This window comes from Nocardia lijiangensis NBRC 108240, from assembly GCF_001613045.1.
Lineage (GTDB): Bacteria > Actinomycetota > Actinomycetes > Mycobacteriales > Mycobacteriaceae > Nocardia > Nocardia lijiangensis.
Map to the genome: position 1 here is coordinate 11,031 of NZ_BDBP01000068.1, position 25,298 is coordinate 36,328.

21 protein-coding genes are annotated in these 25,298 nt (G+C 69.4%); 10 read left to right on the forward strand and 11 right to left on the reverse strand.

Annotated elements, in window-relative coordinates:
* The first annotated feature begins 76 nt into the window (after positions 1-76).
* Both NL1_RS23975 and recD read left to right on the forward strand, forming a co-directional pair.
* Positions 77-3,487, forward strand: a complete 3,411-nt coding sequence (locus tag NL1_RS23975; RefSeq protein WP_067843486.1) for a UvrD-helicase domain-containing protein — start codon at positions 77-79, stop codon at positions 3,485-3,487.
* A 139-nt stretch (positions 3,488-3,626) separates the two neighbouring features.
* Positions 3,627-5,525 (forward strand): exodeoxyribonuclease V subunit alpha, encoded by a 1,899-nt coding sequence (gene recD / locus NL1_RS23980; protein ID WP_067843589.1) that lies wholly within the window; start codon positions 3,627-3,629, stop codon positions 5,523-5,525.
* A 5-nt stretch (positions 5,526-5,530) separates the two neighbouring features.
* On the opposite strand, the gene NL1_RS23985 is transcribed toward recD, so the two are convergent.
* Positions 5,531-6,409 (reverse strand): amidohydrolase family protein, encoded by an 879-nt coding sequence (locus NL1_RS23985; protein WP_067843592.1) that lies wholly within the window; start codon positions 6,407-6,409, stop codon positions 5,531-5,533.
* A gap of 46 nt (positions 6,410-6,455) precedes the next feature.
* Complete coding sequence (locus tag NL1_RS23990) at positions 6,456-7,493, reverse strand: nucleoside hydrolase (protein WP_162272764.1); 1,038 nt, start codon at positions 7,491-7,493, stop codon at positions 6,456-6,458.
* A 149-nt stretch (positions 7,494-7,642) separates the two neighbouring features.
* Between NL1_RS23990 and NL1_RS23995 the strand changes: the two genes are divergently transcribed.
* Positions 7,643-8,227, forward strand: a complete 585-nt coding sequence (locus NL1_RS23995) for a TetR/AcrR family transcriptional regulator (RefSeq protein ID WP_067843497.1) — start codon at positions 7,643-7,645, stop codon at positions 8,225-8,227.
* A gap of 190 nt (positions 8,228-8,417) precedes the next feature.
* Here the strand turns inward: NL1_RS23995 and NL1_RS24000 are convergent, their stop codons facing one another.
* Entirely contained in the window at positions 8,418-10,016 is a 1,599-nt protein-coding gene (locus NL1_RS24000) for an MFS transporter (protein WP_084510899.1), read from the reverse strand.
* A 125-nt stretch (positions 10,017-10,141) separates the two neighbouring features.
* Positions 10,142-11,488 (reverse strand): CoA transferase, encoded by a 1,347-nt coding sequence (locus tag NL1_RS24005; RefSeq protein ID WP_067843500.1) that lies wholly within the window; start codon positions 11,486-11,488, stop codon positions 10,142-10,144.
* Between the two features lie 35 nt (positions 11,489-11,523).
* Between NL1_RS24005 and NL1_RS24010 the strand changes: the two genes are divergently transcribed.
* Positions 11,524-12,306: a thioesterase II family protein gene (locus NL1_RS24010; protein ID WP_067843504.1), complete on the forward strand. Its 783-nt coding sequence runs from the start codon at positions 11,524-11,526 to the stop codon at positions 12,304-12,306.
* Between the two features lie 50 nt (positions 12,307-12,356).
* Here the strand turns inward: NL1_RS24010 and NL1_RS24015 are convergent, their stop codons facing one another.
* Positions 12,357-13,151 (reverse strand): O-methyltransferase, encoded by a 795-nt coding sequence (locus NL1_RS24015; RefSeq protein WP_067843507.1) that lies wholly within the window; start codon positions 13,149-13,151, stop codon positions 12,357-12,359.
* Positions 13,152-13,220: 69 nt separating this feature from the next.
* The gene (locus NL1_RS24020) at positions 13,221-14,651 is read right to left on the reverse strand and encodes an SDR family NAD(P)-dependent oxidoreductase (protein WP_067843510.1); all 1,431 of its coding nucleotides are present in this window, start codon (positions 14,649-14,651) and stop codon (positions 13,221-13,223) included.
* 281 nt (positions 14,652-14,932) lie between these two features.
* Between NL1_RS24020 and NL1_RS24025 the strand changes: the two genes are divergently transcribed.
* The 4 genes from NL1_RS24025 (at position 14,933) to NL1_RS24040 (ending at position 19,256) form a co-directional block, all read left to right on the forward strand.
* The gene (locus NL1_RS24025; protein WP_067843513.1) at positions 14,933-15,385 is read left to right on the forward strand and encodes a PRC-barrel domain-containing protein; all 453 of its coding nucleotides are present in this window, start codon (positions 14,933-14,935) and stop codon (positions 15,383-15,385) included.
* 277 nt (positions 15,386-15,662) lie between these two features.
* Complete coding sequence (locus tag NL1_RS24030) at positions 15,663-16,808, forward strand: acyl-CoA dehydrogenase family protein (protein WP_067843602.1); 1,146 nt, start codon at positions 15,663-15,665, stop codon at positions 16,806-16,808.
* On the forward strand, positions 16,792-17,430 hold the full coding sequence (locus NL1_RS24035; protein WP_067843515.1) for a TetR/AcrR family transcriptional regulator: 639 nt from the start codon (positions 16,792-16,794) through the stop codon (positions 17,428-17,430). Before NL1_RS24030 ends, NL1_RS24035 begins: the two co-directional genes overlap by 17 nt.
* A 1,139-nt stretch (positions 17,431-18,569) precedes the next feature.
* Entirely contained in the window at positions 18,570-19,256 is a 687-nt protein-coding gene (locus NL1_RS24040; RefSeq protein WP_067843518.1) for a hypothetical protein, read from the forward strand.
* Positions 19,257-19,263: 7 nt separating this feature from the next.
* On the opposite strand, the gene ligD is transcribed toward NL1_RS24040, so the two are convergent.
* From ligD to NL1_RS24065, 5 genes are all read right to left on the reverse strand, one after another.
* The gene (gene ligD, locus NL1_RS24045) at positions 19,264-20,265 is read right to left on the reverse strand and encodes a non-homologous end-joining DNA ligase (protein ID WP_067843521.1); all 1,002 of its coding nucleotides are present in this window, start codon (positions 20,263-20,265) and stop codon (positions 19,264-19,266) included.
* Positions 20,262-21,350 (reverse strand): ATP-dependent DNA ligase, encoded by a 1,089-nt coding sequence (locus tag NL1_RS24050; RefSeq protein WP_218024480.1) that lies wholly within the window; start codon positions 21,348-21,350, stop codon positions 20,262-20,264. Before NL1_RS24050 ends, ligD begins: the two co-directional genes overlap by 4 nt.
* 221 nt (positions 21,351-21,571) lie before the next feature.
* Positions 21,572-21,961 (reverse strand): cold-shock protein, encoded by a 390-nt coding sequence (locus NL1_RS24055; RefSeq protein WP_373862588.1) that lies wholly within the window; start codon positions 21,959-21,961, stop codon positions 21,572-21,574.
* A 38-nt stretch (positions 21,962-21,999) separates the two neighbouring features.
* Positions 22,000-23,100 (reverse strand): SPFH domain-containing protein, encoded by a 1,101-nt coding sequence (locus NL1_RS24060; protein ID WP_067843527.1) that lies wholly within the window; start codon positions 23,098-23,100, stop codon positions 22,000-22,002.
* 19 nt (positions 23,101-23,119) lie between these two features.
* Positions 23,120-23,353, reverse strand: coding sequence for an NfeD C-terminal domain-containing protein (locus NL1_RS24065; protein ID WP_067843530.1), 234 nt, complete (start codon positions 23,351-23,353; stop codon positions 23,120-23,122).
* Positions 23,354-23,517: 164 nt separating this feature from the next.
* Between NL1_RS24065 and NL1_RS24070 the strand changes: the two genes are divergently transcribed.
* Together NL1_RS24070 and NL1_RS24075 are read left to right on the forward strand one after the other, a co-directional pair.
* Positions 23,518-24,138, forward strand: coding sequence for a TetR/AcrR family transcriptional regulator (locus NL1_RS24070; protein ID WP_162272763.1), 621 nt, complete (start codon positions 23,518-23,520; stop codon positions 24,136-24,138).
* Between the two features lie 5 nt (positions 24,139-24,143).
* The gene (locus tag NL1_RS24075) at positions 24,144-25,289 is read left to right on the forward strand and encodes a hemerythrin domain-containing protein (RefSeq protein ID WP_067843533.1); all 1,146 of its coding nucleotides are present in this window, start codon (positions 24,144-24,146) and stop codon (positions 25,287-25,289) included.
* Positions 25,290-25,298 lie beyond the last annotated feature (9 nt).

The following is a 25,298-nucleotide window of genomic DNA, read 5'->3' on the forward strand; positions in this document are numbered from 1 at the left end:
GGTCCGATTTCTCCGGGCGACCATGCGACGCCCGTATTCGCGATCCGCGGGTGCAGGACGAAAGGCGGTGCGTGGCATGACAGTTCAAGACACCATCCTCACCCCGGCGGTGGACCCGGTCGCGCCGTTCGACCCGTACGGCCCACTGCCCACCGGCACCACGGTGCTGGAGGCCAGCGCGGGCACCGGCAAGACCCACGCCATCGTCGGGCTCGCGGTGCGCTATGTGGCCGAGGCGGGGGTCGACATCGCCCGGCTGCTGCTGGTGACCTTCAGCCGGGCCGCGACGCAAGAACTCCGCGAACGAGCCCGCGATCGTTTCGTGGCGGTGGCGGCCGCGCTGGCCGATCCCGTGGCGGCGCGGGCGCACGCGGACGACCTGGTCCGGCATCTGGCGGACGCCGACGCCGCGGAGGTCGGGCGCAGGCGGGCCAGGCTGCTCGTCGCGCTCTCGGATTTCGACGCGGGCACCATCGCCACCACGCACAGCTTCTGCCAGCGCATGCTCGACGAACTCGGGTTGGCGGGCGAACACGATCCGGGCGCCCGCCTCGTCGAATCGGTCGACGAGCTGGTCGGCACCGTCGCCGACGATCTCTACCTGCACCGCTACGCGCGCGACACGCCGCCGTTCTCGCTGAAGGACGCGCACAACCTCGCGCTGGCGGCGGTCCGCGACCGGCACGCCCGCCTGGTTCCCCGCGCCGAAGGTCTCGCGGGCGAGCGGGTGGCCTTCGCCGAGGCCGCGCGGATCGAGACCGAGCGGCGCAAACGCCTTGCGGGACTGCGTGATTTCGACGATCTGCTGGTGTTGCTGCACGACGTGCTCGCCGATCCCGAGCACGGTCCCCTGGCCTGCCAGCGCATACGCGAGCGCTACCGGGTCGCGCTCGTCGACGAGTTCCAGGACACCGACCCGCTGCAATGGGACATTCTGCGCCGCTCCTTCCACGGCGAGACGACCCTCGTCCTGGTCGGGGATCCCAAGCAAGCCATCTACGCCTTCCGCGGCGCCGAGGTGCTCAGCTACCTGGACGCGGTCGGGCACGCCGACCGCCGCAGCGAGCTCACCACGAACTGGCGCAGCGACGCCGGACTGCTGGCCGCGCTGGAGCGCGTCCAGGGCGGGGCGGCGCTCGGGCACCCCGAGATCACCGTCTACCCGGTCGCCGCGACGCGCCCGTGGTCGCGACTGGCCGGGCCCGCCGAACTCGTCACCCCGATGCGGGTGCGGTGCCTGCCGCGCACCGGCGCGGGCCCGCTGAACAAGTCGGGCTTTCCGTCCGTGGGCCGCCAGCGGGCGAAGGTCGCCGACGACCTCGCCGCCGATATCGTGCGGTTGCTCGAATCCGGTGTGCGGGTGACCGTTCGGGCACCGAAGGTGCGCGCGGAATCGGAACCGCAGCCGCGGGACGAGGCGCCGGACGCCGACAGCGACGGCGTCGTCCGTCGTCCGGTCGGGCCCGGCGATATCGCCGTGCTCGTCCGCACGCGATCCCAGATCGACGTGGTGCGCGCGGCGCTGGACCGGGTGGGCGTCGCCTCCGTGCTGGCGGGCGGCACCAGTGTCTTCGGCACGCCGAGCGCCACCGACTGGTTGTGGGTGCTGCGCGCGCTGGAACAGCCGCACCGCTCGGACCGCGTCCGCTTGGCCGCGTGCACGCCGATCCTCGGCTGCACCGCCGCCGACATCGACAGCGGCGGAGCCGATCTCGTCGGACGGGTCAGCGCTCAGCTGCGCGAAGCGGCTCGGTTGTTCGCCCGCGCCGGATTCGCCGCGGTCTTCGAAAAGCTCTCCGCCGAGGCGGGTCTCGCGCCGCGGCTGCTCTCGATCGAGAACGGCGAACGCCGGCTCACCGATCTGCGGCACATCGCCCAGCTCCTGGACCAGGTCGCATTGTCCGAGGGGCTCGGCCTGACCGCGCTGACCCGCTGGCTGGCCGACCAGGTGCGCGACCCCGCGGCGGGCGCCGTCGCCGACCGCTCCCGCAGGCTGGACCGCGACGCGGCGGCCGTGCAGATCGCCACCGTGCACGCCAGCAAGGGCCTCGAATTCCCCATCGTGTACCTGCCTTTCGCGTGGGACAGCGCCAAGAATCCGTACCCGGCCACGCTGCTGTTCCACGACGACGACGACGGCGCGCGCGTGCTCGACGTGGGCGGGCAGGACGCCGGGGGATACGCCGAGCGCAAGCTGCGCAGCGAAGCCGAGGAGGCGGGCGAGGAACTGCGGCTGCTCTACGTCGCGCTGACGCGCGCCATGTGCCAGATCGTGGCGTGGTGGGCACCCGCCATCACCACCGCGGCCGCGCCGCTGCACCGCATGATTCTCGGTCGGCCCGACAGCGGCGAGACGGTGCCGGGACGGGCCGCGGTGCCTGCCGATCAGCAGGTGGTGCCGATGCTCGCGGCGTGGGCGGCCGCTGCGCCCGAGGCGATTTCGGTGTCAGCGGTCGAACCTGCCGAGGAGGTCGAACCGCGCCGGGCGCGCACCGAACCGGTCACCGGCGATCTCGCGGCGGCCCGCTTCGACCGCGCCATGGATCAGCACTGGCGGCGCACCTCCTACTCCGCGCTCACCGCGGGCGCGCACGAGAGCGCGGTGGAGGCCGAGCCGGAGGACGACCACGGGCCCGAGGACGAGCCGTCCGCGCCGCCGCCCGCCGCCGCCGAACCGGCCACCGCGGCCGCGCCGTCGCTGATGAATGCCCTGCCCTACGGCGCGGAGTTCGGCACCCTGGTGCACGGCGTGCTCGAGCAGATCGACACCGACGCGGCGGATCTCGACACCGAGGTGCACGCGCGGTGCCGTGCTGCGGTCGAGGAGCTGATGGCGGAGATCGATCCCGCCGTGCTCGGCACGGCGTTGCTCGCCGTGTTGCGCACCCCGCTCGGATTCGGTTGCCTGGCAGGCATATCCCGTCGCGATCAGCTCGCCGAGCTGGAGTTCGAGCTGCCGCTGGCCGGTGGCGACACGCCTGGCGCGCGGGCGGCGACACTGCGCGGCATCGCGGATCTGCTGCGCGAGCACCTGCCGCTGGACGACGACCTGGCGCTTTATGCCGATCTGCTGGCGGGCTTGGACGATATCGAGCTGCGGGGCTACCTCACCGGCAGCATCGACGCCGTGCTGCGCGTTGCCGATTCCTCCAGCGCACCGCGTTTCGTCGTCGTCGATTACAAGACCAACCGCCTGGGCACCGGCGACCTGACCGTCGATCACTACACCAGGGAGCGCATGGCCGCCGAGATGCTGCGCTCGCACTACCCGCTCCAGGCACTGCTGTATTCCGTTGCCCTGCATCGGTATCTGCGCTGGCGGTTGTCCGGCTACGACCCCTCGCGTCACCTCGGCGGCTGCCGCTACCTGTTCGTTCGCGGCATGGTTGGGCCCGAAACACCGTCCGGCCGGGGGGTTTTCGACTGGACGCCGCCGGTCGCGCTGATCATCGCCCTGTCGGATCTGCTGGCAGGTGAGGCCCGATGAGGTCGGTCCCGTTGGCCGCGCCGGCGTCCACACCGGCCGCGCAAGATGAGCGCGGCAGCGCAGGTGTCGCGGCGCGGGGTGGTCCGATGATGTCGGTTCGGTTGGCGCAGGCTGGGTGTCGCGGCGCGGGGGAGGTTCGATGACGTCGATTCAGTTGGCGCAGCGCGGCACCGGGCTGCTGCGCATCTTCAACGAGGCCGGGGTGCTGTCGGCGGCCGACGTGCACGTGGCGGTGCGGCTCGGGCGGCTCGGGCGCGAGGACTCGGAGCAGGTGCTCTTCGCGGCGGCCCTCGCCGTGCGGGCGGTGCGCTCGGGCTCGGTGTGCCTCGAGCTGAACCGGATGCGCGAGATCGGCGTCGACGCGGACGAGGACTGGGACGCGGGCGCGGGCGTCGACCCGGCGACCTTGCCGTGGCCGGACCTCGACGCGGTGACGGCCGCGCTGAAGGTCAGCCCGCTGGTGTGCGGCGGACCGGCGGGACCGCTGCGCCCGCTGCGGCTCGTGCCGCCCGAGCGCGGCGACGACTCCGGCCCCTTGCTCTACCTCGACCGCTACTACCAGCAGGAACAGACCATCCGGCGGGTGCTCACCGAACGCGCGGCCACCCACCCCAAGGTCGACGTCGCGGTCGTGCGCCGGGAACTGGACCGGCTCTTCGACAGCCCGCTCGGCGCGGGACCGGACCGCCAGCGCCTCGCCGCGGCGCTGGCGGCCACGCACTGGACCACCGTGGTCGCCGGTGGTCCCGGCACCGGAAAGACCCACACCATCGCTCGCGTTCTCGCGCTGCTCGAGGCGCATCGCAGGGCCGATCCCAAGGCCGCCGCGCTGCGCATCGCGCTCGCCGCGCCGACCGGCAAGGCGGCCGCGCGACTGCAGGAGGCCGTCCGCGAACAGGCGGGCGATCTCGGCCTGCCCGAGCTGACGGCCGCCACCCTGCACCGCCTGCTCGGCTGGCAGCGCGGCCGCCGCACCCGGTTCAAGTACCACGAGTTCAACCGCCTGCCCTACGACGTGATCGTGGTCGACGAGACCTCCATGGTCTCGCTCACCATGATGAGCAGCTTGCTGGCCGCCCTGCGCCACGACACGCGCCTGGTCCTGGTGGGCGACCCCGACCAGCTCGCCTCGGTGGACGCGGGCGCCGTGCTCGCCGATCTGGTCGCCGGACCCGTTGTCGGCGTGCCGAATCCGGTGCTCGACGAGGTCATCGGCACGGGTTCGTCTGCGCAGGACCGGGATTCGGAGTCGCTCACGCCCTTGGAGCGAAAGAGGCTGCGCGGCGGCATCGTCCGGCTCACCAGGGGACGCCGTTTCGGCGGACGGATCGCCGACCTGGCCGTCGCGGTGCGCGCGGGGGACGCCGACGCGGCCCTGGATCTGCTGCGCGCGGGCGGTACGGAGCTGTCGTTGTGCGCACCGGAGGACACGGCCTCGGTCCGCGCCGACGTGGTGCGCGCGGCGCGCGCGGTCACCGATGCCGCGGTCGGCGGCGATGCGGCCGGTGCGCTGCTCGCGTTGGAATCGCACCGGCTGCTGTGCGCGCACCGGCAGGGTCCGTTCGGTGTGGAGCGCTGGGATCGGATGGCCGCGGACTGGGCGGCAGCCGCGGGCGCGGGGCCCGACACCCACTACGCGGCCTGGTATCCGGGGCAGCCGCTGCTGGTCACCGCCAACGACCACGAGGCCCGCATCTACAACGGCGACACCGGCGTCATCGTCCGGTTGCCGGACGGATCGCTGCGCGCCGTGCTACAGCGCGGCAGCGAACCGTATCTGGTGCATCCCACCCAATTCCCCGCCGTGGTCACGGTTTTCGCCATGACCATCCACCGCAGCCAGGGCAGTCAGTACGACACCGTGTCCGTGGTGCTGCCCGAACCCGAATCCACGCTGCTCACCAGGGAATTGCTCTACACCGCCATCACCAGGGCGCGCAAGCACGTGCGCATCATCGGCACCGACGAGGCCATCCGCGCGGCCGTGGCCCGCCGGGTGCTGCGGGCCAGCGGGCTCTCCCGGCGAGAGACTCGCTGACCGGATCAGCCGAGCTCGAAGAGTTCGGCGGCGTTGCGGTAGCAGACTTGCCGCAGCCAGTCGTCGCCCAGCTCCAGGCGCTCCAAGGCATGGATGGCGTGGCCGTAGCTGTAGGGGATGTTCGGGAAATCGCTGCCGAACAGGATGCGCTCGCCGAATTCGCGCAGGCGGTCGTGCTCGGCGACGGGGAACGGCGCGTCGGCTTCGCTGAAATCGGTCCACACCATGGTGGTGTCGAGGTAGACGCCCGCGTACCGCTGCGCCAGGTCGAGGAACTCCGAGTACTCCGGGGTGCCCATGTGGGCGACGATCAGCCGCAGGCGCGGAAAGCGGTGCAGGAGTTCGGCGATCGGCTCGGGACCGGTGAACCGGCCCGGAGCGGGACCGGAGCCACAGTGGACGAGCGCGGGAACCCCGGCGTCCTCGAGCAGTCCCCAGACCGGGGCCAGCAGCGGGTCGCCGGGCGAGAAATCGCCGACCTGGATGTGCACCTTGAAGACTCGCGCGCCGCGGTCGAGCGCGGTCGCGACGTAGCCTGCCGCGCCGGATTCGGGGTAGAAGGTGGCGGTGTGCAGGCAGTCTGGGGTGCGCGCGGCGAACTCGGCGGTCCAGTCGTTCAACCACGCGGCCATCTCCGGCTTGTGCGGGTACACCAGCGAGGTGAACGCGCGGACGCCGAAGTCGCGCAACGTCTTCAGTCGCACCTGCTCGTCCTCGCGGTACGCGATCGGCCAGCTCCGCCCGGTCATCGGGCCCACCGAATCGAAGTACGACCACACCTTGCTCAGCACGCGTTCCGGCATGAAATGGGTGTGCACGTCGATGATTCCGGGCAAGTCGAGGCGCGCGCGGAAGTCGGCGAGGTAGGCGTTGTCGTCGTCGATCACCAAGAGTCCTTCGTCAGCCGGGGCGCAACGGGAAGAGCGTGCCTCATGCGCGGCTCGCCCCGGGGGGATAGAGGTCTCGCGCGAAATCGCCGACACGAGCGATGAGCCGTTCGAAGAACAGCTCAGGGTCGGTGTCGACGACGATGTCCGCGTTGGGTTCCCGCCCCCACATGCCCGCCCAGTCGGCCACCGTCGTCGCGCGGGTCAGCGTGCCGGTCAGCTCGACGTCGACCGTCGCGGGCCTGGTCCGGGCCAAGGACGGGTCGAGGGCGACCGCCGCGGCGAAGGGGTCGTGCATGTGGGCGAGATAGCCCTGATCGTAGGCGCGGTGGAATTCGAAGTAGAACCGCACGGCGTCCGACACATGGCGCACAACGGGATTCGCGGCCGCGGACCTGGATCCCGGAGAGTCGTCCTCGGACACCGTCTCGGCGGGGTGGCTGAGCGCGCGCTCGGCCAGCAGCGCCAGGTGTTTCGGATGCATCTCGATGGACTCGGTGATGTCGAGCGCGCACACCAGCGGGCGGCGATCCGGCGGGGCCGCGGAGAAGGCGTCGAACACCTCTTTGGCGGCCTCGGGATCGACGTGCACATTCCACTCGTTGGTCGGCGTGGTGTTGCCGGGATGGTTGAACGCACCGCCCATGATCACCACTCGGCGCAGCAGGCGCGGCAGTTCGGGTTCGATGCGCAGCGCCAGCGCGAGGTTGGTGAGCGGACCGGTGCACAGGCCCACGATCTCCCCGGGATGCTCGCGCGCCAGCGCCACCCACATCTGCGCGGCCGTCCGGTCGGAACACCTGCGCCGGGTCTCGGGCAGCTCGGCGTACCCGATGCCCTGCGGACCGTGCGTGTCCTCGGTGGTGCGCAACGGGATGGCGAGCGGTTCGGCCGCGCCGAGGGCGACCTCGATCTCCGGCGCCCGGCACACATCCAGCCACGCGAGATTGTTGACGGCGACCTGGGCCGCGGGGACGTTGCCCGCGGTGGCGGCGATCCCCAAGATCTGGGCCTCGGGGGAGGCGAGCAGGTACAGCAGAGCCAGCGAATCGTCGATTCCGGTGTCGACGTCCACGATCATCTTCTGCCGCACGATTCGACAGTAATCCACGGTGCGGGGCGCTCCGTGCGGAGCCCCCGCACACCCCAGCGAAGGCGGAGCTACGCCCGAGATGTCGTTAGAACACATGTCTTGGACATTCGTCTGAGACGTGCGGTAGCCTGCCTCGCATGGGAAACCGTGAAGACCTCCTGGCCGGAGCCCGCAAGGCGATCATGGAGCGCGGCGTCGCCAAGACCACCGCGCGCGACATCGCGAACGCGGCCGGGGTCAGCCTGGCCGCCATCGGCTACCACTTCGGTTCGAAGGACAGGCTGGTCACCGAGGCGCTGGCCGAAGCGCTCGGCACCGGCATCGGCGACAGCATGGCCGAGCTGATCGAGGCGACCGAGGGGCGTCCGATGACGGAAGCGTTCGCGTCGATGATCGATGGCCTGCCCGCGGTGTTCGCCGCCAATCGCGAAGGCATGCTGGCCAGCTTGGAGAACCTGCTGCGGATGGCCCGCTCGCCGGAATCGCAGCAGTTCATGTCCGAAAGCCTCCCGCAGGTGAACGCCGACCTCGCCGCCACTCTCCGCGAAACCCACCCGCACCTGACCCAGCGGCAGGCCGAAGCGATCGGCGAACTCTACTTCGCGCTCACCCAGGGCCTGTCGGTGCTCTGGATGATGAGCCCCGACGCCGCGCTGCCGGACGGCGCCACCCTGTCGACCGCCTGCGCAGCGCTGAACGATTCGCCCGAAACCACCGGGTGACTACACGCCGTGGCTCTGAGCCCGGCCCATGCTCGAGGGGTTCGCCGAGTACCTGCCATTGCCCGCGGAAGATTTTCTCGCGCCGCATGTGTGCACGCTGGGCAAGAATGTCGCGCACGCGGTATTCATCCGCCAAGGCAACTCGACCAACTGGTTGGCCCAGGTGGTGTTTCGGCGTCGATGCGCGCTGTCAGTCCTCGTGGGTCAGCGGGCCCGCGGGAATATCGCGCAGCTTGCGGATCGAGACCACCGCGATGGCCAGAGAGGCGACACCGGCGATGCCCGCGGTGATGTGCACCCCGTGCAGGAATGCCTCGCGTGCCGCCGCGAGCACGGATTCGCCGAGAGCCGCGGGCACCTGCGTCGACACCTGCACCGCCGCGCCCAAGGTGTCGCGGACGGAACCGGCGTCGGCCTCGGAGAGCCCGGCGGGCAGTGCGGACGACAGATCGCCGCGGTAGATCGCGATGCTGATGCTGCCGAGGATCGAGATGCCCAGTGCGCCGCCGAATTCCGCGCCGGTTTCCGAGACGCCCGAGGCGGCGCCCGCCTGTTCGGGTGGCGCGGCGCCGACGATGAGTTCGGTGGTGATCCCGAAGACCGGGGCCAATCCCAGCGCGGAGATCACCGAAGCGGCGAGCGCCAGACCGTAGCCGCCCGAAGCGCTGAGCTGAGTCATCATGAGCAGCCCGACACCGGCCAGCGCGAGTCCGCCGCCGATCAGGTAGGCGGGCCGCATTAGTTGGACCAGCCGGGGCGCCAGCTGCGATCCGACGATGAACCCGAGGCCGGAGGGCACCATCACCAGACCGGCATGCAGCGGCGACATCCCGAGCACCAGCTGGAAGTACTGCGCGACGAACAGGAAATAGCCGAAGGCGACGAAGATGCCGACGATGTTGACCAACAGGGCGACACGGAAGCGGCTCAACCGGAACAGCCGCAGGTCGAGCATCGGATCGGCGCTGGTGAGCTGACGCCGCACGAACAGCACGCCGAGCGCCGCGCCGCCGAACAGACCCGAGAGCGCCGCCGCGCCGACACCGTCCTGGGCGATCTTCTTCATGCCGAACACCACGGCGATCATGGTCCCCACGCAGAGCACGGCGCTGATCGGATCGAGCCGCCCCGCCTCCGGATCGCGGAACTCGGGAAGCACCTTCGGGCCGAGCGCGAGCAGCAGCACCATCACCGGCACCGCGAGCAGGAACACCGAACCCCACCAGAAGTTCTCCAGCAGTACGCCACCGAAGATCGGCCCGACCGCGCCGCCCGCCGAGAACGCGCCGACCCACACGCCCACCGCCACCGAACGTTGCCGGGGATCGCGGAACATATTGAAGATCAACGACAGCGTGGACGGCGCCAGCGTGGCGCCCGCGATGCCGAGCAGTGCGCGGCAGACGATCAGCGCCTCCGCGGTGGGCGCGAACGCCGCGACCACCGAGACCACCGTGAATAGTGCCGCGCCGATCATGAGCATGCGGCGCCTGCCGATCCGGTCGCCGAGGGTGCCCATGGTGATCAGCAGCCCGGCCACCATGAAGCCGTAGACGTCGATGATCCAGAGCAGCTGCGAGCTGGTCGGATGCAGGTCGGCGCTGATCATCGGCACCGCCAGGTGCAGGACCGTGAGGTCCATCGCGTAGACCAGGCAGGCGAGCGCCAGCACCAGAAGACCCACCCACTCGGTACGTCCGGCGAGCGTAGCGACGTCCTTGTGCACGCTCTGGTCGACGGTGTCCACGGTGCGAGTTCCTTCCGCCGTGCCGATGTCGATTGCTGTCATGTGTGTGCAGACGATCTGCCAACTCACATTTCATCGCTCGCGCCCGGTCCAGCGCAAAGGATTTTCCGGCGGCTCACCGCCGCCGGTAATTCGGTGGCGCCCGCCACGAATCCTGACGCGTCCGGCTACCGGGTACGCACCGGCCAGGCAGGCGCCCCTGCCCCGTACTGCGGCGCGGGCCAGGCGTAATCCGGGTATTCGACCAGGGCGGGGGCAGCCGTCACGAGGCCGCCGTGGCTCACGGTCATTTCCGGGTTGGGGGCCGTGGCGGGGCCGCGCTGCATGCCGCGGTCGGGGTTGGTCAGGAGCCAGGAAGCCGTGCGCGCCAAGGAGACTCGCACGTCGCGGCCGACGCCGTCGTAGGTGCGCGCGGCGAGGGCATCGATCACACCCGCGGCGAGCAGGTAGCCGGAGGCGTGGTCGAGGGCCTGGGCGGGCAGCGCGCCGGGCACCGACGGCGCGCCTTCCAGGATGGAGATACCGGTGGCGGCCTGCACGATGCTGTCGAAGCCCCGGCGGCCGCCCCACGGACCGGACTCGCCCCAGGCGCTGACCCGGCCGTGCACCAGGCCGGGGCGCACGGCGGTGGTGAGCCCAGCGTGCTCCAGCGAGCCGGGACGATACCCGCTGACGAGCACGTCGGCCGAGGAGAGCAGGTCGTGGAAGAAGCCCGAGTGGGCGCGCAGATCGACCATCGCGGAATGCTTGCCCTGGCAGGTGTCGGCGTACTGCCACGGGATCTCGGGCAGCCACGGTGGATCGACCCGCAGCACTTCCGCGCCGAGCAACGCCAGCGTCCTTGTCGCGACCGGGCCTGCGATCACCCGCGTCATGTCGAGCACTCGCACCCCGCGCAACGGCTGGAACGGGGTTGCTTCGGAACGGAATTGGCCGCCGGCGCGGTCCTGGCGCGGTTCCATGGCGACCACCGGGCCGGACGCGGCGTCCGCCGCCTGCGGGGTGGCGGCCCACTCCTCCTCGGTGCGTACCTGGACCGCGATCGCGCCCGCCATGGCGGCGTTGTCCTCGATATCGGACGCACGGCTCATCGCGATGTGGGCGACCGCCAGATCGAGGGGCGCGTCCTCCGGTAGGCCGAGCGCGGCGAGTAGGCGGGTCCGGTGGTGCGGATAGTTGGCGTGGGTGCGCACCCACCCGTCGAAGGTGGGGAAGAATCCGGAGAGATCGGCGAACATCGACACCTGACGTCCGTCCGCGCGCAGCAGGCGGTCGCTCGAGAACGCGGCTGTGATCCGCTCCGGGTCGATCCGGTGCGGCACCGGAGCGAGTCCGTGCGCGTCGCGCAACCGGTTCGCCGCGGCCGTCACGGCGGCCACCGAGCCCGCGGCCAGCGCCCAGACCGGCAGGGTCGCAGCGAGATTGCTGCCAGGATCGGGGGAGTGCGTAATGACAGAACCGGGTACACCGATTCCGGCTTCGTAATCGTGGACCAGCCGTGCGTGCGCGTTCACCAGATCGAGACTAGCGGCACCGGACGAGTAAGGAGATGGACGTGCACAAGGCGATCACCGCCACCGACTGGCTGCGGGTACTGCGTACCGACCCGGCGCCGCGCCACTACCTGGTGTGTTTCCCGCCCGGCGGTGGTTCGGCGACGGCCTACCGAGATCTCGCGCTCGAATGCGGCTCCGGCGTGGCGGTACTGGCCGTGCAGTATCCGGGCCGGCAGGATCGGCTCGCCGAATCGGCGGTCCCGGATCTGCACGAGCTCGCCGAGCTGATCGCCGGAGAATTGCTGGGGCAAGGCCCGCTGTCCGGTCTCGCGCTGTTCGGGCACAGCATGGGCGCCACCCTGGCCTATGAGACGGCGCGCAGGCTCGAGGACGGCGGGCAAGAACTCACCACCCTGTTCGTATCGGGCCGTCCCGCACCGTCGTTCGCCGAAACCGGCCGCCTGCACCTCGCGTCCGACGAGGAGCTCATCACGGATCTGGAGCGTCTCGCCGCCGACCCCGCGCCGATCGCACTGCTGCGCACCGAACCCGGCCTCGCCGATCTGGTGCTGCCCGCGGTGCGCAGCGACTACCGGGCCGTGGAAACCTACGCGCACCGGCACGGCCTGCCACTCGCGTGCGATCTCGCCGCACTGGTCAGCACCGGCGACCCGACCACCACACCCCAGCAGGCCGACGAATGGCGGGCCTTCACCTCGGGCTCGTTCGCGCGCGCGACCTTCCCTGGAGGCCATTTCTACGTCGACGAACACGTCGGCGCGGTAGCGGATTTCGTCGTTCGGCACCTGGACGATCCCGCCCGTCGCAACGAATAGCCTGCGCTGCCGGACCGCTCGGATCGCCGCACCTCGCCGACGATCCAGGGTCAGCCCAGGTACTCCGATTCGAGGACGAGATCGTGCAGCAGGGATTGATATTCGACGTGCGTGCGATGCTCCACCGTGCGCCAGGTCGTGCCCTCGTGCGCACGCATGTAGCGCAGATAGCGTGGTGCTCCCGGGATCCGCACGTTGTCGGCGACCACGATGGCGCCGGGACGCAGCCAGTTCACGGTGAGCAGGGTGAGCAGGTCGGGCAGATACGCGGTCTTCAGGTGATCCAGGAAGACGAAATCGACCGCGCCCGCGGCGAATCCGTGGTCCACGGCGAGCCTGCGCATGGTCACCCCGCCGTCGCCGATCTTGCCGGCCACCACCACGACCCGATCGGACAGTCCGGCGTGCGCGATCACCTCGGTCGCGATCGCCGCGTTGGCGATGCTGGACTCCACCGACACCAGCCGTCCCCGCGGCGGCAGCAGCCGTCCCGTTCGTACCGCGCTGTACCCGCAGTAGGCGCCCAGCTCCAGCGCGAGCAGCGGATTCGCGCGCCGGACCGCGGCGTCCAGCAACAGACCCTTCTCGTCGCCGACGTTCATCAGGATGCTGCGGGTGCGCGCGAAATCATCGATCGCGGCGAGCACACTGTCCGGATCGCCCGCCGTCGCGGTGTTCAGCACGTGCCGCCGCACGGCCTCCTCGCGGCCGTCGCCCACCTGCCCGGTGCGCAGCACGGTGCGGCCGCCGAGTGCGAAACGGATCGTCGACCAGCGCAGAAACGGCGCCTTGTCGCGCAGCAGCGCGCCGAGTCCGGCCCGGTGCGATCCCGTCCCTTCCGCCATGCGCCCTCCGAGTCGTGGTAGTGGTGTCACCACGATTCTGCTCGCCCGACCCGGCGCGGCGGCGCAGACTCACCAGGGCGAGGGTTGATAGTCCTTCAGGAAGCAGCCGTAGAGGTCGGTGCCGTCCTCGCCCTGCACGATCGGGTCGTAGACGCGGGCGGCGCCGTCCACCAGATCGAGCGGGGCGTGGAAGCCTTCCTCGGCGAGGCGGATCTTGGTGTAGTGCGGGCGCTCGTCGGTGATCCAGCCGGTGTCCACGGCGGTCATCAGGATCGAGTCGCTCTCGTACATCTCCTTGGCGCTGGTGCGGGTCAGCATGTTCAGCGCGGCCTTGGCCATGTTGGTGTGCGGGTGCCCGGGGCCCTTGTATCCGCGGGCGAACTGGCCCTCCATGGCGGAGACGTTCACGATGTACTTGCGGCGCGCGGGGGCGGCGGCCATGGCCGGGCGCAGCCGCGACACCAGGATGAACGGCGCCACCGAATTGCACAGCTGGACTTCGAGCAGTTCGGTCGGATCGACCTCGGCGACGGTCTGCACCCAGCTGTTGGTGTGCGCGAGATCGGGCACCAGGCCGCCCGCGTCGATCGCCACGCCGCGCGAAATCCGTTCGGGGGTAGCCGATCCCGCGACCAACGCGAGCTCGGCGACATCCGCGGCGGTGAGCGTCGGCGCCAGCGAGGCGGTGAGCGCGGTCGGATGCGCCTGCATGGTCTTGCCGAAGGTCACCACGTCGGGCAGCGCGCCCGCGGGTAGCGGTCCGGACTCGGCCTCCACCAGCGCGCTGTACGCGCCGGGGGAGCGGCGCACGGTCTGGGCCGCGTTGTTGATCAGGATGTCCAGCGGGCCCTGCGCGGCGATATCGTCGGCGAGGGCCACCACCTGCGCCGGATCGCGCAGGTCGATGCCGACGATGCGCAGCCGGTGCAGCCAGTCGGCGCTGTCGTCCATGGCGGCGAAGCGGCGGATGGCGTCGTTGGGGAAACGGGTGGTGATGGTGGTGTGCGCGCCGTCGCGCAGCAGCCGCAGCGCGATGTACATGCCGATCTTGGCGCGGCCGCCGGTGAGCAGCGCGCGGCGGCCGGACAGATCGGTGCGCGCGTCGCGCTTGGCGTGGCTGCTGGCGGCGCACTCCGGGCACAGCTGGTGGTAGAAGGCGTCGACGCGGGTGTAGCGCTGCTTGCAGATGTAACAGGGCCGCGCGCGGAGCAGGGTGCCCGCGCTGGCGCCCTTGGTCGTCGAGGTCAGCGGAATGCCCGCGGTCTCGTCGTCGATGCGATTCGGCGAGCCCGTGGCGGTGGACGCGACCACCGCGCGGTCCGCGGTGGAGATCTTGTCGCGTGCCTCGACGCGGCGGCGCTGCTTGAGCTTCTTGAACATGTGCCCGACCGCGCGCTGCACGGTCAGCGAGTCGGGGTCGTCCTTGTCCAGCTGTCCGGCTTGGTCGAGTACCCGAAGACAGGTCGCGAGCTCGTCGGGATCGATACTGCTGTCGGCCATCGGGTCTGCGGGGGTCCTTCGTGAGCTGGGCAATCGAAGTCACCATTGTCGCAAACCCTCGTGTCCGGTCGCGGTCCGGCCGTGCCGAGCGGGGGTCTGTTCGTCTCGGTCGCCCATGGCCGCGGCGACCTCGACGTTCGGCCGGGCGCTGTTTGCGTGTGGGGACAGCGGGTAGTTTGCCGCTGTGTAACCGACTGATCGTGCAGGTCCGCGGTGTCCTGCTGATTGTTCGCTCGGCTGGTCGCCGCGGTCGCCCCTGGGTAAGGATCGAGGAGGAGACCATGAGTAATCTGCTGGATTCGGTACTCGGCAGCACCGTGTACGACCGTGACGGGGACAGGGTCGGCAAGGTCAAGAAGATCTACGTGGACAACGCCAGCGGCTTCCCGACCTGGGTGGCCGTCTCCACGGGGTTGTTCGGCCGCGATGCGCTGGTGCCGCTGGCCGGCGCCGAACATCGGCGCGACCGCGCAGCGCTGCAAGTGCGGGTCGGCAAGAACCAGGTCAAGTCCGCGCCGTACGTCGTCGACGACGGCAACATCAGTCAGCGCAGCGAGCGAGAGCTGCTCGAGCACTACGACATCGACCCCGCCTTGTCCGCGTGGAAGACCTACGGCAGGCCTTACGGCGAGGTTCCGGTGCGCACGCGAGGCACGAGCCTCGACAGGACCGCCGAAGGCGACGGCCGGAACGACGCCGAGCTGCGCTTCGACCCTTCCCCGGACCGCCAGTGAGGCTTTCGCCCCGCGGGTTCACCGTCATCCGCGGGGCGAGGAGCAGTCGGCCGCGGTGAGGCTGCGCGGCCAGGGCATCGTCGCCGACCCGGACACGCCGATCTTCACCACTCTGGCCGCCGTGGCGTCCGCACGCACCACGGGCTGACCCGACCGGCTTTCGATCGCCAGGGACGAACCCGGCCGCAAGTTGTTGACAATATGCCAATAGTGCTGGAATCTGATGACGATGGACCGGCATCGGGGCCGGTCCGAGGTGGAGCAAAGGATCGGGATCATGGCACGGGCCGCGTGGAGTGACGACGAGGTGGAGGCCGTACGCGACCTCGCACGGACGTTCTTCGAGAAGGAAGTCGTCCCGCACGAGGAGAAGTTCGTCGCGCAGGGCCACCCCGACCGCAATCTGTACAACCGGGCGGGCGAACTCGGTCTGCTGTGCGCCGCGATCCCGGCCGAATACGGCGGTGGCGGCGGCACATTCGCACACGAAGCGGCGATCATCGAGGAGCAGGCCTTCGCGGGCGACGGCTCGCTCGGCATGGCGGTGCACAGCTCGATCATCGCGCCATACCTCCTGGAATTCGGTTCCGGGGAACTCAAGCGGCGGGTGCTGCCCAAGGCGGCCAGCGGCGAGATGGTGCTGTCCATCGGCATGACCGAACCGAGCACCGGTTCGGACCTGCAGAACATCAAGACCCGCGCGGTGCGCGAAGGCGACGAGTACGTCATCACCGGCTCGAAGATCTTCATCACCAACGGCTGGCTCTGCGACGGCATCATCATCGCCGCGAAGACCGATCCGTCGAAGGGCGCGGCGGGAGTCTCGTTGATCTTCGCCGAGGTCGGCGACGACGCACCCGGCTTCACCCGCGGCCGCATCCTGAACAAGATCGGCGGCAAGGCCCAGGACACCGCCGAACTGTTCTTCGACGGACTCCGGGTGCCCGCGTCCAACCTGCTCGGTGAGGCCGAGGGCCAGGGCTTCTATCAGATGATGCAGCTGCTGGCCCAGGAACGACTGGTCACCGCCATCCTCGCGACCGCCATGATGGAGAAGGCCGTCGAACTGACCGTCGACTACACCAAGGGACGCGAGGCGTTCGGCAAGCCGCTGTTCGCGATGCAGAACACCAAGTTCGAACTGGCCGAGTGCGCGACGCTGGCCCGGGTCTGCCGCACCTTCCTCGACGACGCGATCGTCAAGCATCTGCGCGGCGAACTCGACATCCCGACCGCGGCGATGTCGAAGTATTGGATCACCGACCAACTCGGTATCGTGGTCGATCGCTGCCTGCAACTGTTCGGCGGCTACGGCTACATGACGGAGTATCCGATTTCCCAGCTCTACACCGGCGCCCGCGTTCTGCGCATCCTGGCGGGTAGCAACGAAGTGATGAAGGATCTCATTGCGCGGTCTCTCTGAAACCCGAAGCGACGGGTCGCCGCGCCGGCGCAGGCTCGAACCCGACGAGCGGCGCGCGCAGATCCTCGCCTGTGCGATCGACATGTTCGGTGAGCGGCCGTACGCCGCGGTGTCCACCGCGGAGCTGGCGCAGCGCGCCGGGGTGGCCCGAGGGCTGATCAACCACTACTTCGGCAACAAGCGGGACCTCTATCTCGCCGTGGTGCGCCGGATGGTGACCCTGCCCAAGCTGGACGCGATGGTCGCGCCCGTGGGGACCGATCGTGAGCGCGTCGACGCCAGTGTGCACTGGCTGCTGGACACCATCGGCGAGCACGGCAGCACCTGGGTCAAGGTCACCAGCCACGAAGGCGTCGGCGACGACCCCGAGGTGCAGCAGATCCTCGACGAGGCCGACGACGCCGCCGCCGAGCGCACGCTGGTGATGGTCGGGCTGGCCGATTCGGCGCACAGCGCGGAACTGCGCGCGATGGTGCGGGCCTACGGCGGCCTGGTGAAGGTCGCGGGCCGCGAGTGGATCACCCGCGGCAACCTGACCCGCGAACAGGTGCACGAATTGCTCGCCGATCTGTTGCTGACCCTGGTCACCGAGACGATGCCGAAGGTCGACAAACGGCGCTGATCCCGGAACGTTCCGGTCTGGGCAATGCCTGATTTGCCTGAATTTTTCGTTCGGACCGGGCATTTGGCCGGAGAAGATTGCTTGCATATTTCCCTGCACCTATTTTCTCTTTTGGTAGCCGGAAGTAAGCTGTCCTGGACGCCTTTCCTGCGGTGATCGAGGGTGGGCAATCGTCGCGCACCGCCGCGACGTTCCACTCGTTTGCTCGACTCTGCGGATCGCTGTTACCTGATGATCAGGCACCGGCCAGTTGCCGGTCGGCGTGCCGATCCGCCTGGCGTCGACTCATCTCTCCGCCACCGGCAGATCCGGGCTACCAGGGCCGTGATAGACCACGACCTTGCGAATCCTCGGCGTGCGCTCACGGGGAAATCCTCCGGCGACCGGCAGATCACGCCCGCCCACCAGGGTCGGCACGGCAGCCCGCCAGCAGAACTGCACCGGGTTACCAGCGAGGCGCCCACGGCCCGTTACGGCCGTACGGGCGTTTGTGAACTACTCGATCGAATCAAGGGATTGCACAATGTCTACCAAAATCATCAAAACCGCCGCTGCGACCGCACTAGCCCTTCCGCTGTGTTTCCTCGCGGCTCCCGCGGCTTCGGCGAATCCGGCTCCCGCGCAAGCAACCCCGGTTTCCACCTCCGCCGCCACGCCCGCCGGTGGGTCTGTCGCGCTCTGCTTCCCCCTCGGCAGCGTTGTGTGGTGCATCTGAGAATTGCCGAACTCGCCGCGTGCCACGCGGGGCGCCGGAGCCGGCCACCGTCGGCTCGGGCGTCGGGCGTGTGCGCGACGCCGTAGCGCACCGGGCGAATGCCGCCCGGTGTCGCCGCGACCCCGGTGCGCACAGCACGATGCCGGGCACGTTGTAGTTATCGCCGAGCAGATCACCGGCTTGGGCGTGCCATGACCGATTGTGGGTCCCTCCTGAGTGCGTTCGCGCATTGTCAGCGATGTCACCGCTATTCAGCATGAGCCTCGGACGCCGCAACGGCGAGCGTTGTGCCGAGTGCGCTATTGCGTAAATCGATCGGACAATTCGGTCTTATTGCGCCATTTCGTCCGTATTCTGTCTGCGTATCGGGCGGGGCCGGACAGCCCGGATTCCTGCGCGAGAGTTGGATGCGAGAGGGATCTGGATGGCACGCACGCAACAGTGGCAGGAGCGCGAGCGCTGGCCGGAGGCTTGGCCGGACGAGCGGGACCCGGAGGATCCGTTTCCGTCCGAGCCGCGGCCGATCGTCAATCCCTACGCGATCATCGCGCTGGTGGCCGCACTGCTCGCCTTGTTCCCCATCGCGATCGTCTTCGGGTTCATCGCCTTCAGTCATCCGCGCGGGCGCGTGATGGCCTGTGTCGCGCTCTTGCTCGGCGCCGCCGAGGTGGCGGCGGTGGCGGCGTTCTTCGTGCTGGCCGGAAACGTGTTGCCCGACACCATGTCCCGCGCCAATCAAGCGACCGCGAGCACCACCGCCCAGGTGACGACGGTCGCCACCACCTCGGCGCCGACCCCGGTCGCCCCGCCGCCGACCGCGCCACCCGCGACCACCACCCAGCCCGCGGCGCACAAGGGCGGCACCTGCACCGAAACGCAAGCCGGTCTGATCGGCGCCGCGGCCGACGGCGGAACGCTGCTGTGCCTGGCCAACGCCGCCGCCGACAGCGGCTACCAGTGGTCGGGCCCGTACAACGTCGGCACCGGTGTCTTCGAAGCGGGCACGAAGTGCGACCCCTCGGTCGCCAAGACCGGTCGCACCTCCGACGGCCGCGCCCTGGTGTGCGAGACCCAGGGGCGCAGCGCAGCCTGGGTGCTCTGGACGGAATAGCCGGGCCTCAGTCCGCCTTCTTCGCCCGGCTGGGCTGCACGCGGGGCGGCTCGTTGGGCATCTTCGGATACTGGGGCGGCCACGGCGCGTCCATCAGACCCGCGGCCATGTCGCGGTCGGACATCTCGAGCAGCGGCTCGATGGACTGCGGCGCTCGATCCGCCCAGGGGTCGCCGCATTCGGCGAGCCGGGCCGGGACGGTCGCGATGGTCAGCTCGTCCGGCACGACGGTGCTCAGATCGTCCCAGGAGATCGGCGTCGACACCTGTGCGCCCACCTTCGGCCGCACGCACCAGGCGCCGAATACCGTTTTGTGCGGAGCGTTCTGGTTGAAGTCGATGAACACCCGGTGGCCGCGTTCTTCCTTCCACCACTGCGCGGTGATCAGCTCGGGGTGCCTGCGCTCGAGCTCCCTGGCCAGCGCGACCGCGGCCGCGCGCACCTGGTAGCCGTCCCATTTCTCCTGCAGCGCGGCATAGATGTGCAGGCCGCGTGAGCCGGAGGTCTTGATCCGGCATTCGATGCCGAGTTCGGCGAACAGGTCCCTGGTGAGCACGGCGGCATGCCGCAGGTCGTCGAAGGTGATGCCGGGGGAGGGATCGAGATCGATGCGCAGTTCGTCGGCGATGCGTAGATCGGCGACGTGGTTGGGCCAGACGTGGAAGCCGAGGCAGCCCTGGTTGACCGCCCACAGAATGTGCGCGAGGTCGTGGGCCACCAGCGCGTCGCTGGTGGTGCCGTTGGGAGTGGACACCTCCACGGTGTGCAGCCAGTCGGGCGCGGATTTGGGTACCCGCTTCTGGAACCACGACTTGCCCGACGCCCCGTCCGGATAGCGTTCCAGCAGCAGCGGCCGGTCCCGCACCACGCCGAGGAACGGCTCGGCCACCGCTTGGTAATAACGCACCAGGTCCAGCTTGGTCTCGCCGCGCTTGGTGAAGTAGACCTTGTCGGGATTGCTGATCGTGACGGTTCTGCCGTCGGTCTCGATGTCCACCGATGCGTTCATCGGGACGCCTCCGCCTCGGCGAAGATGGCGCTCAGCTCGGCGGGCGCCACCTCGTCCAGCTGGGCATAGGTACACGAATCCGGTGTGCGATCGGACCGGAAGCGCACCAGCCTGCCGCCGTGGCGCAGCCGGCCGGACTGCACGTGCTCGTAGCGGACCTCGGCCACCAGCTCCGGCCGCAGCGCCTCCCAGGACAGGTCCTTGCCCCCGGTCCAGCGGCTCACCCCGCCGGGCATCTTGCCGTCCGCCTTGGCCTGTGCGGCGGCGTCGGCCCAGTCCCGCCACGGATGGTTCGCCAGCGCGTTCTCCCGCAACGGTTTCAGCTCCTCGACCAGCGCTTTGCGCTTGGCCGCTGTGAAACTGCTCGCCACCCCGACGTGGTGCAGTTGGCCCTCGTCGTCGAACAGCCCGAGCAGCAGCGAGCCGACGCCCTCGCCGTCCTTGTGCCAGCGGAACCCCGCGACGACGCAGTCGGCGGTGCGTTCGTGTTTGACCTTCAGCATCACCCGCTTGTCCTGCTGATAGGGCTGGGCGTCTGCCTTGACCATGACCCCGTCGAAACCGGCGCCCTCGAACCGGGTGAACCAGTCCTCGGCGACGTCCGGATCGCGGGTGAGCGGAGTCAGGTGAACGCGGGCGAGCGCCGTGTCCAGGATCGTCTCCAGCAGCCGCCTGCGTTCGGCGAACGGTTCGCCGGTGAGATCCTTGTCGTCGAGGGCGAGCAGGTCGAAGGCGACGAAACTGGCCGGGGTCTCCACGGCCAGTTTGTTCACCCGGGACGCGGCGGGATGCAGCCGATTCTGCAGGGTGTCGAAATCCAGGCCGTGCTCGGTGACCACGACGATCTCGCCGTCCACCACGCATTTGCCGGGCAGCGCCTGTTTCAGCAGTTCGGCGACCTCGGGAAAATACCGGGTCAGCGGACGGTCGTTGCGGGAGCCGAGCTCGACCTCGTCGCCGTCGCGGAACACCACGCAACGGAAACCGTCCCATTTGGGCTCGTAGCTCAGGCCCGGCTCGCGCGGCACGGACGGCGCGGTCTTGGCCAGCATCGGCCGGACGGGTGGCATCACCGGTAGGTCCACACGTTCCTCCTCGGGTCTGGTCCTCACCCGTGTCGACGTCGTGGCCGACGCGAATTCATCGGTGCGGAGCGGGTCGTCCTGGTCGATCGTAAAGGCCGGGTACGACACGGAGGCGGACTTCGGGGTCCGGGCGCGCGCTGTTCACCAGCAATTCTTCGGCGGGGACCGTCAGCTGGGAATCGTCGGCGCGGAGGGGAGTGTGGCTACTGCCGGGCGGCGGGTCAGTCCAGCCAACCGTGCTGATCCGCGAAGGCGGTGAGGCGGTCGCGGATGGTGAGGATCTCGCCCGCGGTCAGCGCGGGGCTGGCGTCCAGCAGCAGTTCGGTGATCAGGCGCTTGTGCTCGGTGGCGGTGAGCTGGCCGGTCGACGATCTGTCCTTCTTGTGGCGGGGCGCGGCGGCGGCCTGCCCGCCCACCGCGCTGAGATTGATCGCCTTGGGACCCCTGTCGCCCTCGGTGACATCGAATTCGAAGACCCGCCCCTGGCGCAGTTCGTCCTCGTCCAGCCCGATGTCGTTCACGTGCACGAACACATCGGGCCCGCCGTCCTCCGGTCGAATGAACCCGAACCCCCGAGAGCTGTCGAACGACACCAATTTCCCGATGGACACCAACACCCGCTCCTCGCCGCCGTCGCTACCCGGCCACTTTAGCTCCCATTATCCGCTTCGTTGTTCGAAAGCGCCTTTTGCAGAGAGTTGAACACGGTGAGGCCTTGGCCGACCATTCCATTGACCAATTCGCCGACGCCGTCCGGTCCGTTGAGGACGGTGAGATTGGCGTTGGCCAGACCATGGGAGGCCTGTTTGACGATTTCCGGCAGCTGTTCGATGAGCAGCTGGTCGAGTGCGATCCGGTTGTTCGAGGCCGCCGCCTCGGCCTGGATCCTGGTGCGGTCGGCCTCCGCCTCGGCCAGAATGCGCACCCGATCCGCCTCGGCCTGAGCGGGTTTCACCACTTCGGTCTGCAACTGCTGCTCGCGCAGGTGTGCCTCCTTGCGCGCCTGTTCGGCCTGTGCGGTGAGCACCTCCTGCAGTGCGATGGCCTCGGCCAGCGGGCCCGCCTGCGCCGCCTCGGCATTGGCCTTGTCGATGTCGCGCTGGTATTGGGCCTTCAGGACGGCGGTCTCGCGCTGGTATTCGGCTTGCCTGCGCAGCGATTCCTGTTCGGCTTCCGCGGCCCGCTGCGCGGCCTGCGCCTGGGCGATCTGCGCGTCGCGCTGCACCGCGGCATTGTGCGGCGCGGCGAGGGCATTGATGTAGCCCAGATTGCCGTCGTCGATGGACTGGATCTGGAAGGAATCGACCCAGAGCCCGATATTGCTCATCTCCACTTTCGAGGCGACCAGCACCTCGTCGGCCAGCTTCTGGCGCTCCCGGATGATCTCCTCGACCGTCATGGAACCGACGATCGAGCGCAGGTGGCCGGAGAAGATCCGGCCGGTGAGCACCGACATCTCCCTTTCCTGCTCGGAAAGGAAGCGCTGCGCGGCGTTCACGATCGATTGGGTGTCGTTGGCGACCTTGAACGCGATCACCGCCCGCACATCCAGTTGGATGGCCTGCTTGGTGACGCAGCGTTCCTTGATCTCGGACTCGAACATGGCCAGCGACAAATAACTGACCTTCCGGAACAACGGAATCACCCAGGCCCCGCGGCCGATGATCACCTTGAACGGCGCGTTGTCCTTGCTCTTGGCGCCGCTGACCAGCATCGCCTCGTCCGGATCCGGCACATGGTAGCCCAGCACGTCTGTCTCCCTTGTTCTTTCATCTCTGTTCCGGCTGCTCGGATACCAGCGGGATCCAGGGAACGACGTCGACGATGCGTCCGGGATGCGCCTCGACGATCAGCACGGTGGCGCCCGTCCCGATCGGCTCGGCGGCCCGCGCGATATACAACTCCGTCCCCCCGCGTATCGCGACCAGCACCTCTCCCAATGTCCCGGCGCCGCGGATCGGCGTGGTGATCGTTCCCGTCAGTCCCTGCACGGGATCGGTCATGCCTCGCACTCCTGCCCTCGACACCAGAACACGTCAGCCTACGTGCGCCCGGCCACTTTTCGGTATCGGCTTTCGGAACGTCGCGTGCTGAAAACGACGCCGGGAATAGTTCGCTGGAACAGCCTTGTGATGAATACAGGTCTGTTCGACAATGGAGTATGGCCATGAGCAGCCGGCGATATCGCTCCACGCTGCGCCAGGCAAAGGCCGACGAGACCCGGGCGGCGGTGCTCGCCGCGGCCGCCGAACTGTTCGTCGCGCGCGGCTGGGCGGGTACGTCGATGCGCGACATCGCCACTCGCGCGGGCTGCGCGGTCGAAACGGTGTACAGCAGCGTCGGCAACAAGCGCGAGATTCTGAAAGTGGTGCTCGACGTGGCCGTCGTCGGGGACGACGAGCCGGTGCCCCTGCTCGAGCGGCCGGAATTCCATGCCATCGCGGCGGGTGTCGTTCGCGAGCGCGCCGCCAAACTGGCGAGCCTGCTCGAGACCGTGAACCGGAGGTCGGCGGCACTGCACCGGGTGCTGGTGCAGGCCGCGTCCGCCGATGCGGAATTGGCGGCGCTCGCGGCCCGCGACCGCACCGATCGCTGGACGTCGATGCGGGCGGGGCTCGAGGCGGTGACGGGGCGGCCCGTCACCGACGCCGAGGCCGATTCGCTGCGCGCCGTCCTCGGGGGCGAGGTCTACCTCGCGCTCACCGAGGAGTCGGAGTGGACGCCTGCCAAATACCGAAACTGGGCGGCCGACACCGTGATTCGGCTGCTCGACCTCGCCGAGGAGTAACCGATATGACTGCCTCTGCCGACCTCGAACGGCCCGCCGATACCCGCGTGATGGGTATCGTGCACACGGCGATGCGCCGCGACCTGCGCCGGGCCAGGAACGCGCTCAACGCTTGGCCCTACCCGTTCGACGAGCAACGCGTCGCGATCGCCGAGCATCTGCTCTGGATCATGCATTTCCTGCGCCATCACCTCGAGTCCGAAGACGAGCATCTCTACCCGATGGTCCGCGACCACAACCCGGCGGCGGCGGAGCTGCTCGACCGGATGAACGCCGACCACCGTGCCACCGCACCCGCGATGGATCGGCTGGTCGACGCCGCGGTGGCCTACCGGGCCGACGCCGCGGCGCGCACCGAGGTTCTGGCGGCCCTCGATGAGCTGGAGTCCGTGCTGTTACCCCATTTCGAACGCGAAGAGCGCGAGACGATGCCGGTGGTCTCGGCCGCCATCACCGAAGGGGAATGGCGGCACTGGGCCGACGAGTACAACATCAAACCGCTCGGGCCCCTCGAGTCGTTCGACGAGGGATTGTTCATCGTGGACGGCGCCTCGCCCGACGACACCGCCGCGGTCGGCGAGATGGTTCCGGCTGTGCCGCGCTGGCTGATGCTGCACGTCATGATCAAGCGGTATCGCAAGGCCGCGTTCCGGCGCTGGCACACCGCCGAATTCTCACCACTGCGTGTGCCTTTGGGCGGGAGGCACTCGGTGTTCTGTGCCGAGTCGCCGGACGCGGTGTGGGCGGTGCTCGCCGATGTCACCCGGGTCGGCGAATGGAGTCACGAATGCCGGGGCGCTCGCTGGCTCGGCGACAGCACCCGCGCCGAGATCGGCGCCCGCTTCCGCGGCAGCAACAAGTCGGGTCTCTGGCGCTGGCGGCGCCTCTGCACCTGTACGGTCGCCGACAAGCCGCGGGAACTGGTCTGGGTCACCGACGGCGGCGTCTTTCACGACAACTCAGAATGGCGCTTCCGGCTACGTCCCACACCCGACGGGACCTGGATCGAGCAGACGTTCCGGGTGCTCTCCCTTCCGGTCTGGCTCGACCGAGTGATCTACCGCTTCGTCCCCGCGCACCGCGATCGGTCCCGCGCGCTCGAGGGCGATCTCGACCGGCTCGCTCAGCTCGTCGAGCGCGAGTCGTCCTGACCGGTCAGG

Excerpts from the sequence above, each read along its gene's own strand:
- NL1_RS23975 (WP_067843486.1), top strand. The coding sequence starts at position 77 with ATGACAGTTCAAGACACCATCCTCACCCCGGCGGTGGACCCGGTCGCG.
- recD (WP_067843589.1), top strand. The coding sequence starts at position 3,627 with ATGACGTCGATTCAGTTGGCGCAGCGCGGCACCGGGCTGCTGCGCATC.
- NL1_RS23990 (WP_162272764.1), bottom strand. The coding sequence starts at position 7,493 with ATGATCGTGGACGTCGACACCGGAATCGACGATTCGCTGGCTCTGCTG.
- NL1_RS23995 (WP_067843497.1), top strand. The coding sequence starts at position 7,643 with ATGGGAAACCGTGAAGACCTCCTGGCCGGAGCCCGCAAGGCGATCATG.
- NL1_RS24000 (WP_084510899.1), bottom strand. The coding sequence starts at position 10,016 with ATGACAGCAATCGACATCGGCACGGCGGAAGGAACTCGCACCGTGGAC.
- NL1_RS24010 (WP_067843504.1), top strand. The coding sequence starts at position 11,524 with ATGGACGTGCACAAGGCGATCACCGCCACCGACTGGCTGCGGGTACTG.
- NL1_RS24015 (WP_067843507.1), bottom strand. The coding sequence starts at position 13,151 with ATGGCGGAAGGGACGGGATCGCACCGGGCCGGACTCGGCGCGCTGCTG.
- NL1_RS24020 (WP_067843510.1), bottom strand. The coding sequence starts at position 14,651 with ATGGCCGACAGCAGTATCGATCCCGACGAGCTCGCGACCTGTCTTCGG.
- NL1_RS24025 (WP_067843513.1), top strand. The coding sequence starts at position 14,933 with ATGAGTAATCTGCTGGATTCGGTACTCGGCAGCACCGTGTACGACCGT.
- NL1_RS24030 (WP_067843602.1), top strand. The coding sequence starts at position 15,663 with ATGGCACGGGCCGCGTGGAGTGACGACGAGGTGGAGGCCGTACGCGAC.
- NL1_RS24040 (WP_067843518.1), top strand. The coding sequence starts at position 18,570 with ATGGCACGCACGCAACAGTGGCAGGAGCGCGAGCGCTGGCCGGAGGCT.
- ligD (WP_067843521.1), bottom strand. The coding sequence starts at position 20,265 with ATGAACGCATCGGTGGACATCGAGACCGACGGCAGAACCGTCACGATC.
- NL1_RS24065 (WP_067843530.1), bottom strand. The coding sequence starts at position 23,353 with ATGACCGATCCCGTGCAGGGACTGACGGGAACGATCACCACGCCGATC.
- NL1_RS24070 (WP_162272763.1), top strand. The coding sequence starts at position 23,518 with ATGAGCAGCCGGCGATATCGCTCCACGCTGCGCCAGGCAAAGGCCGAC.
- NL1_RS24075 (WP_067843533.1), top strand. The coding sequence starts at position 24,144 with ATGACTGCCTCTGCCGACCTCGAACGGCCCGCCGATACCCGCGTGATG.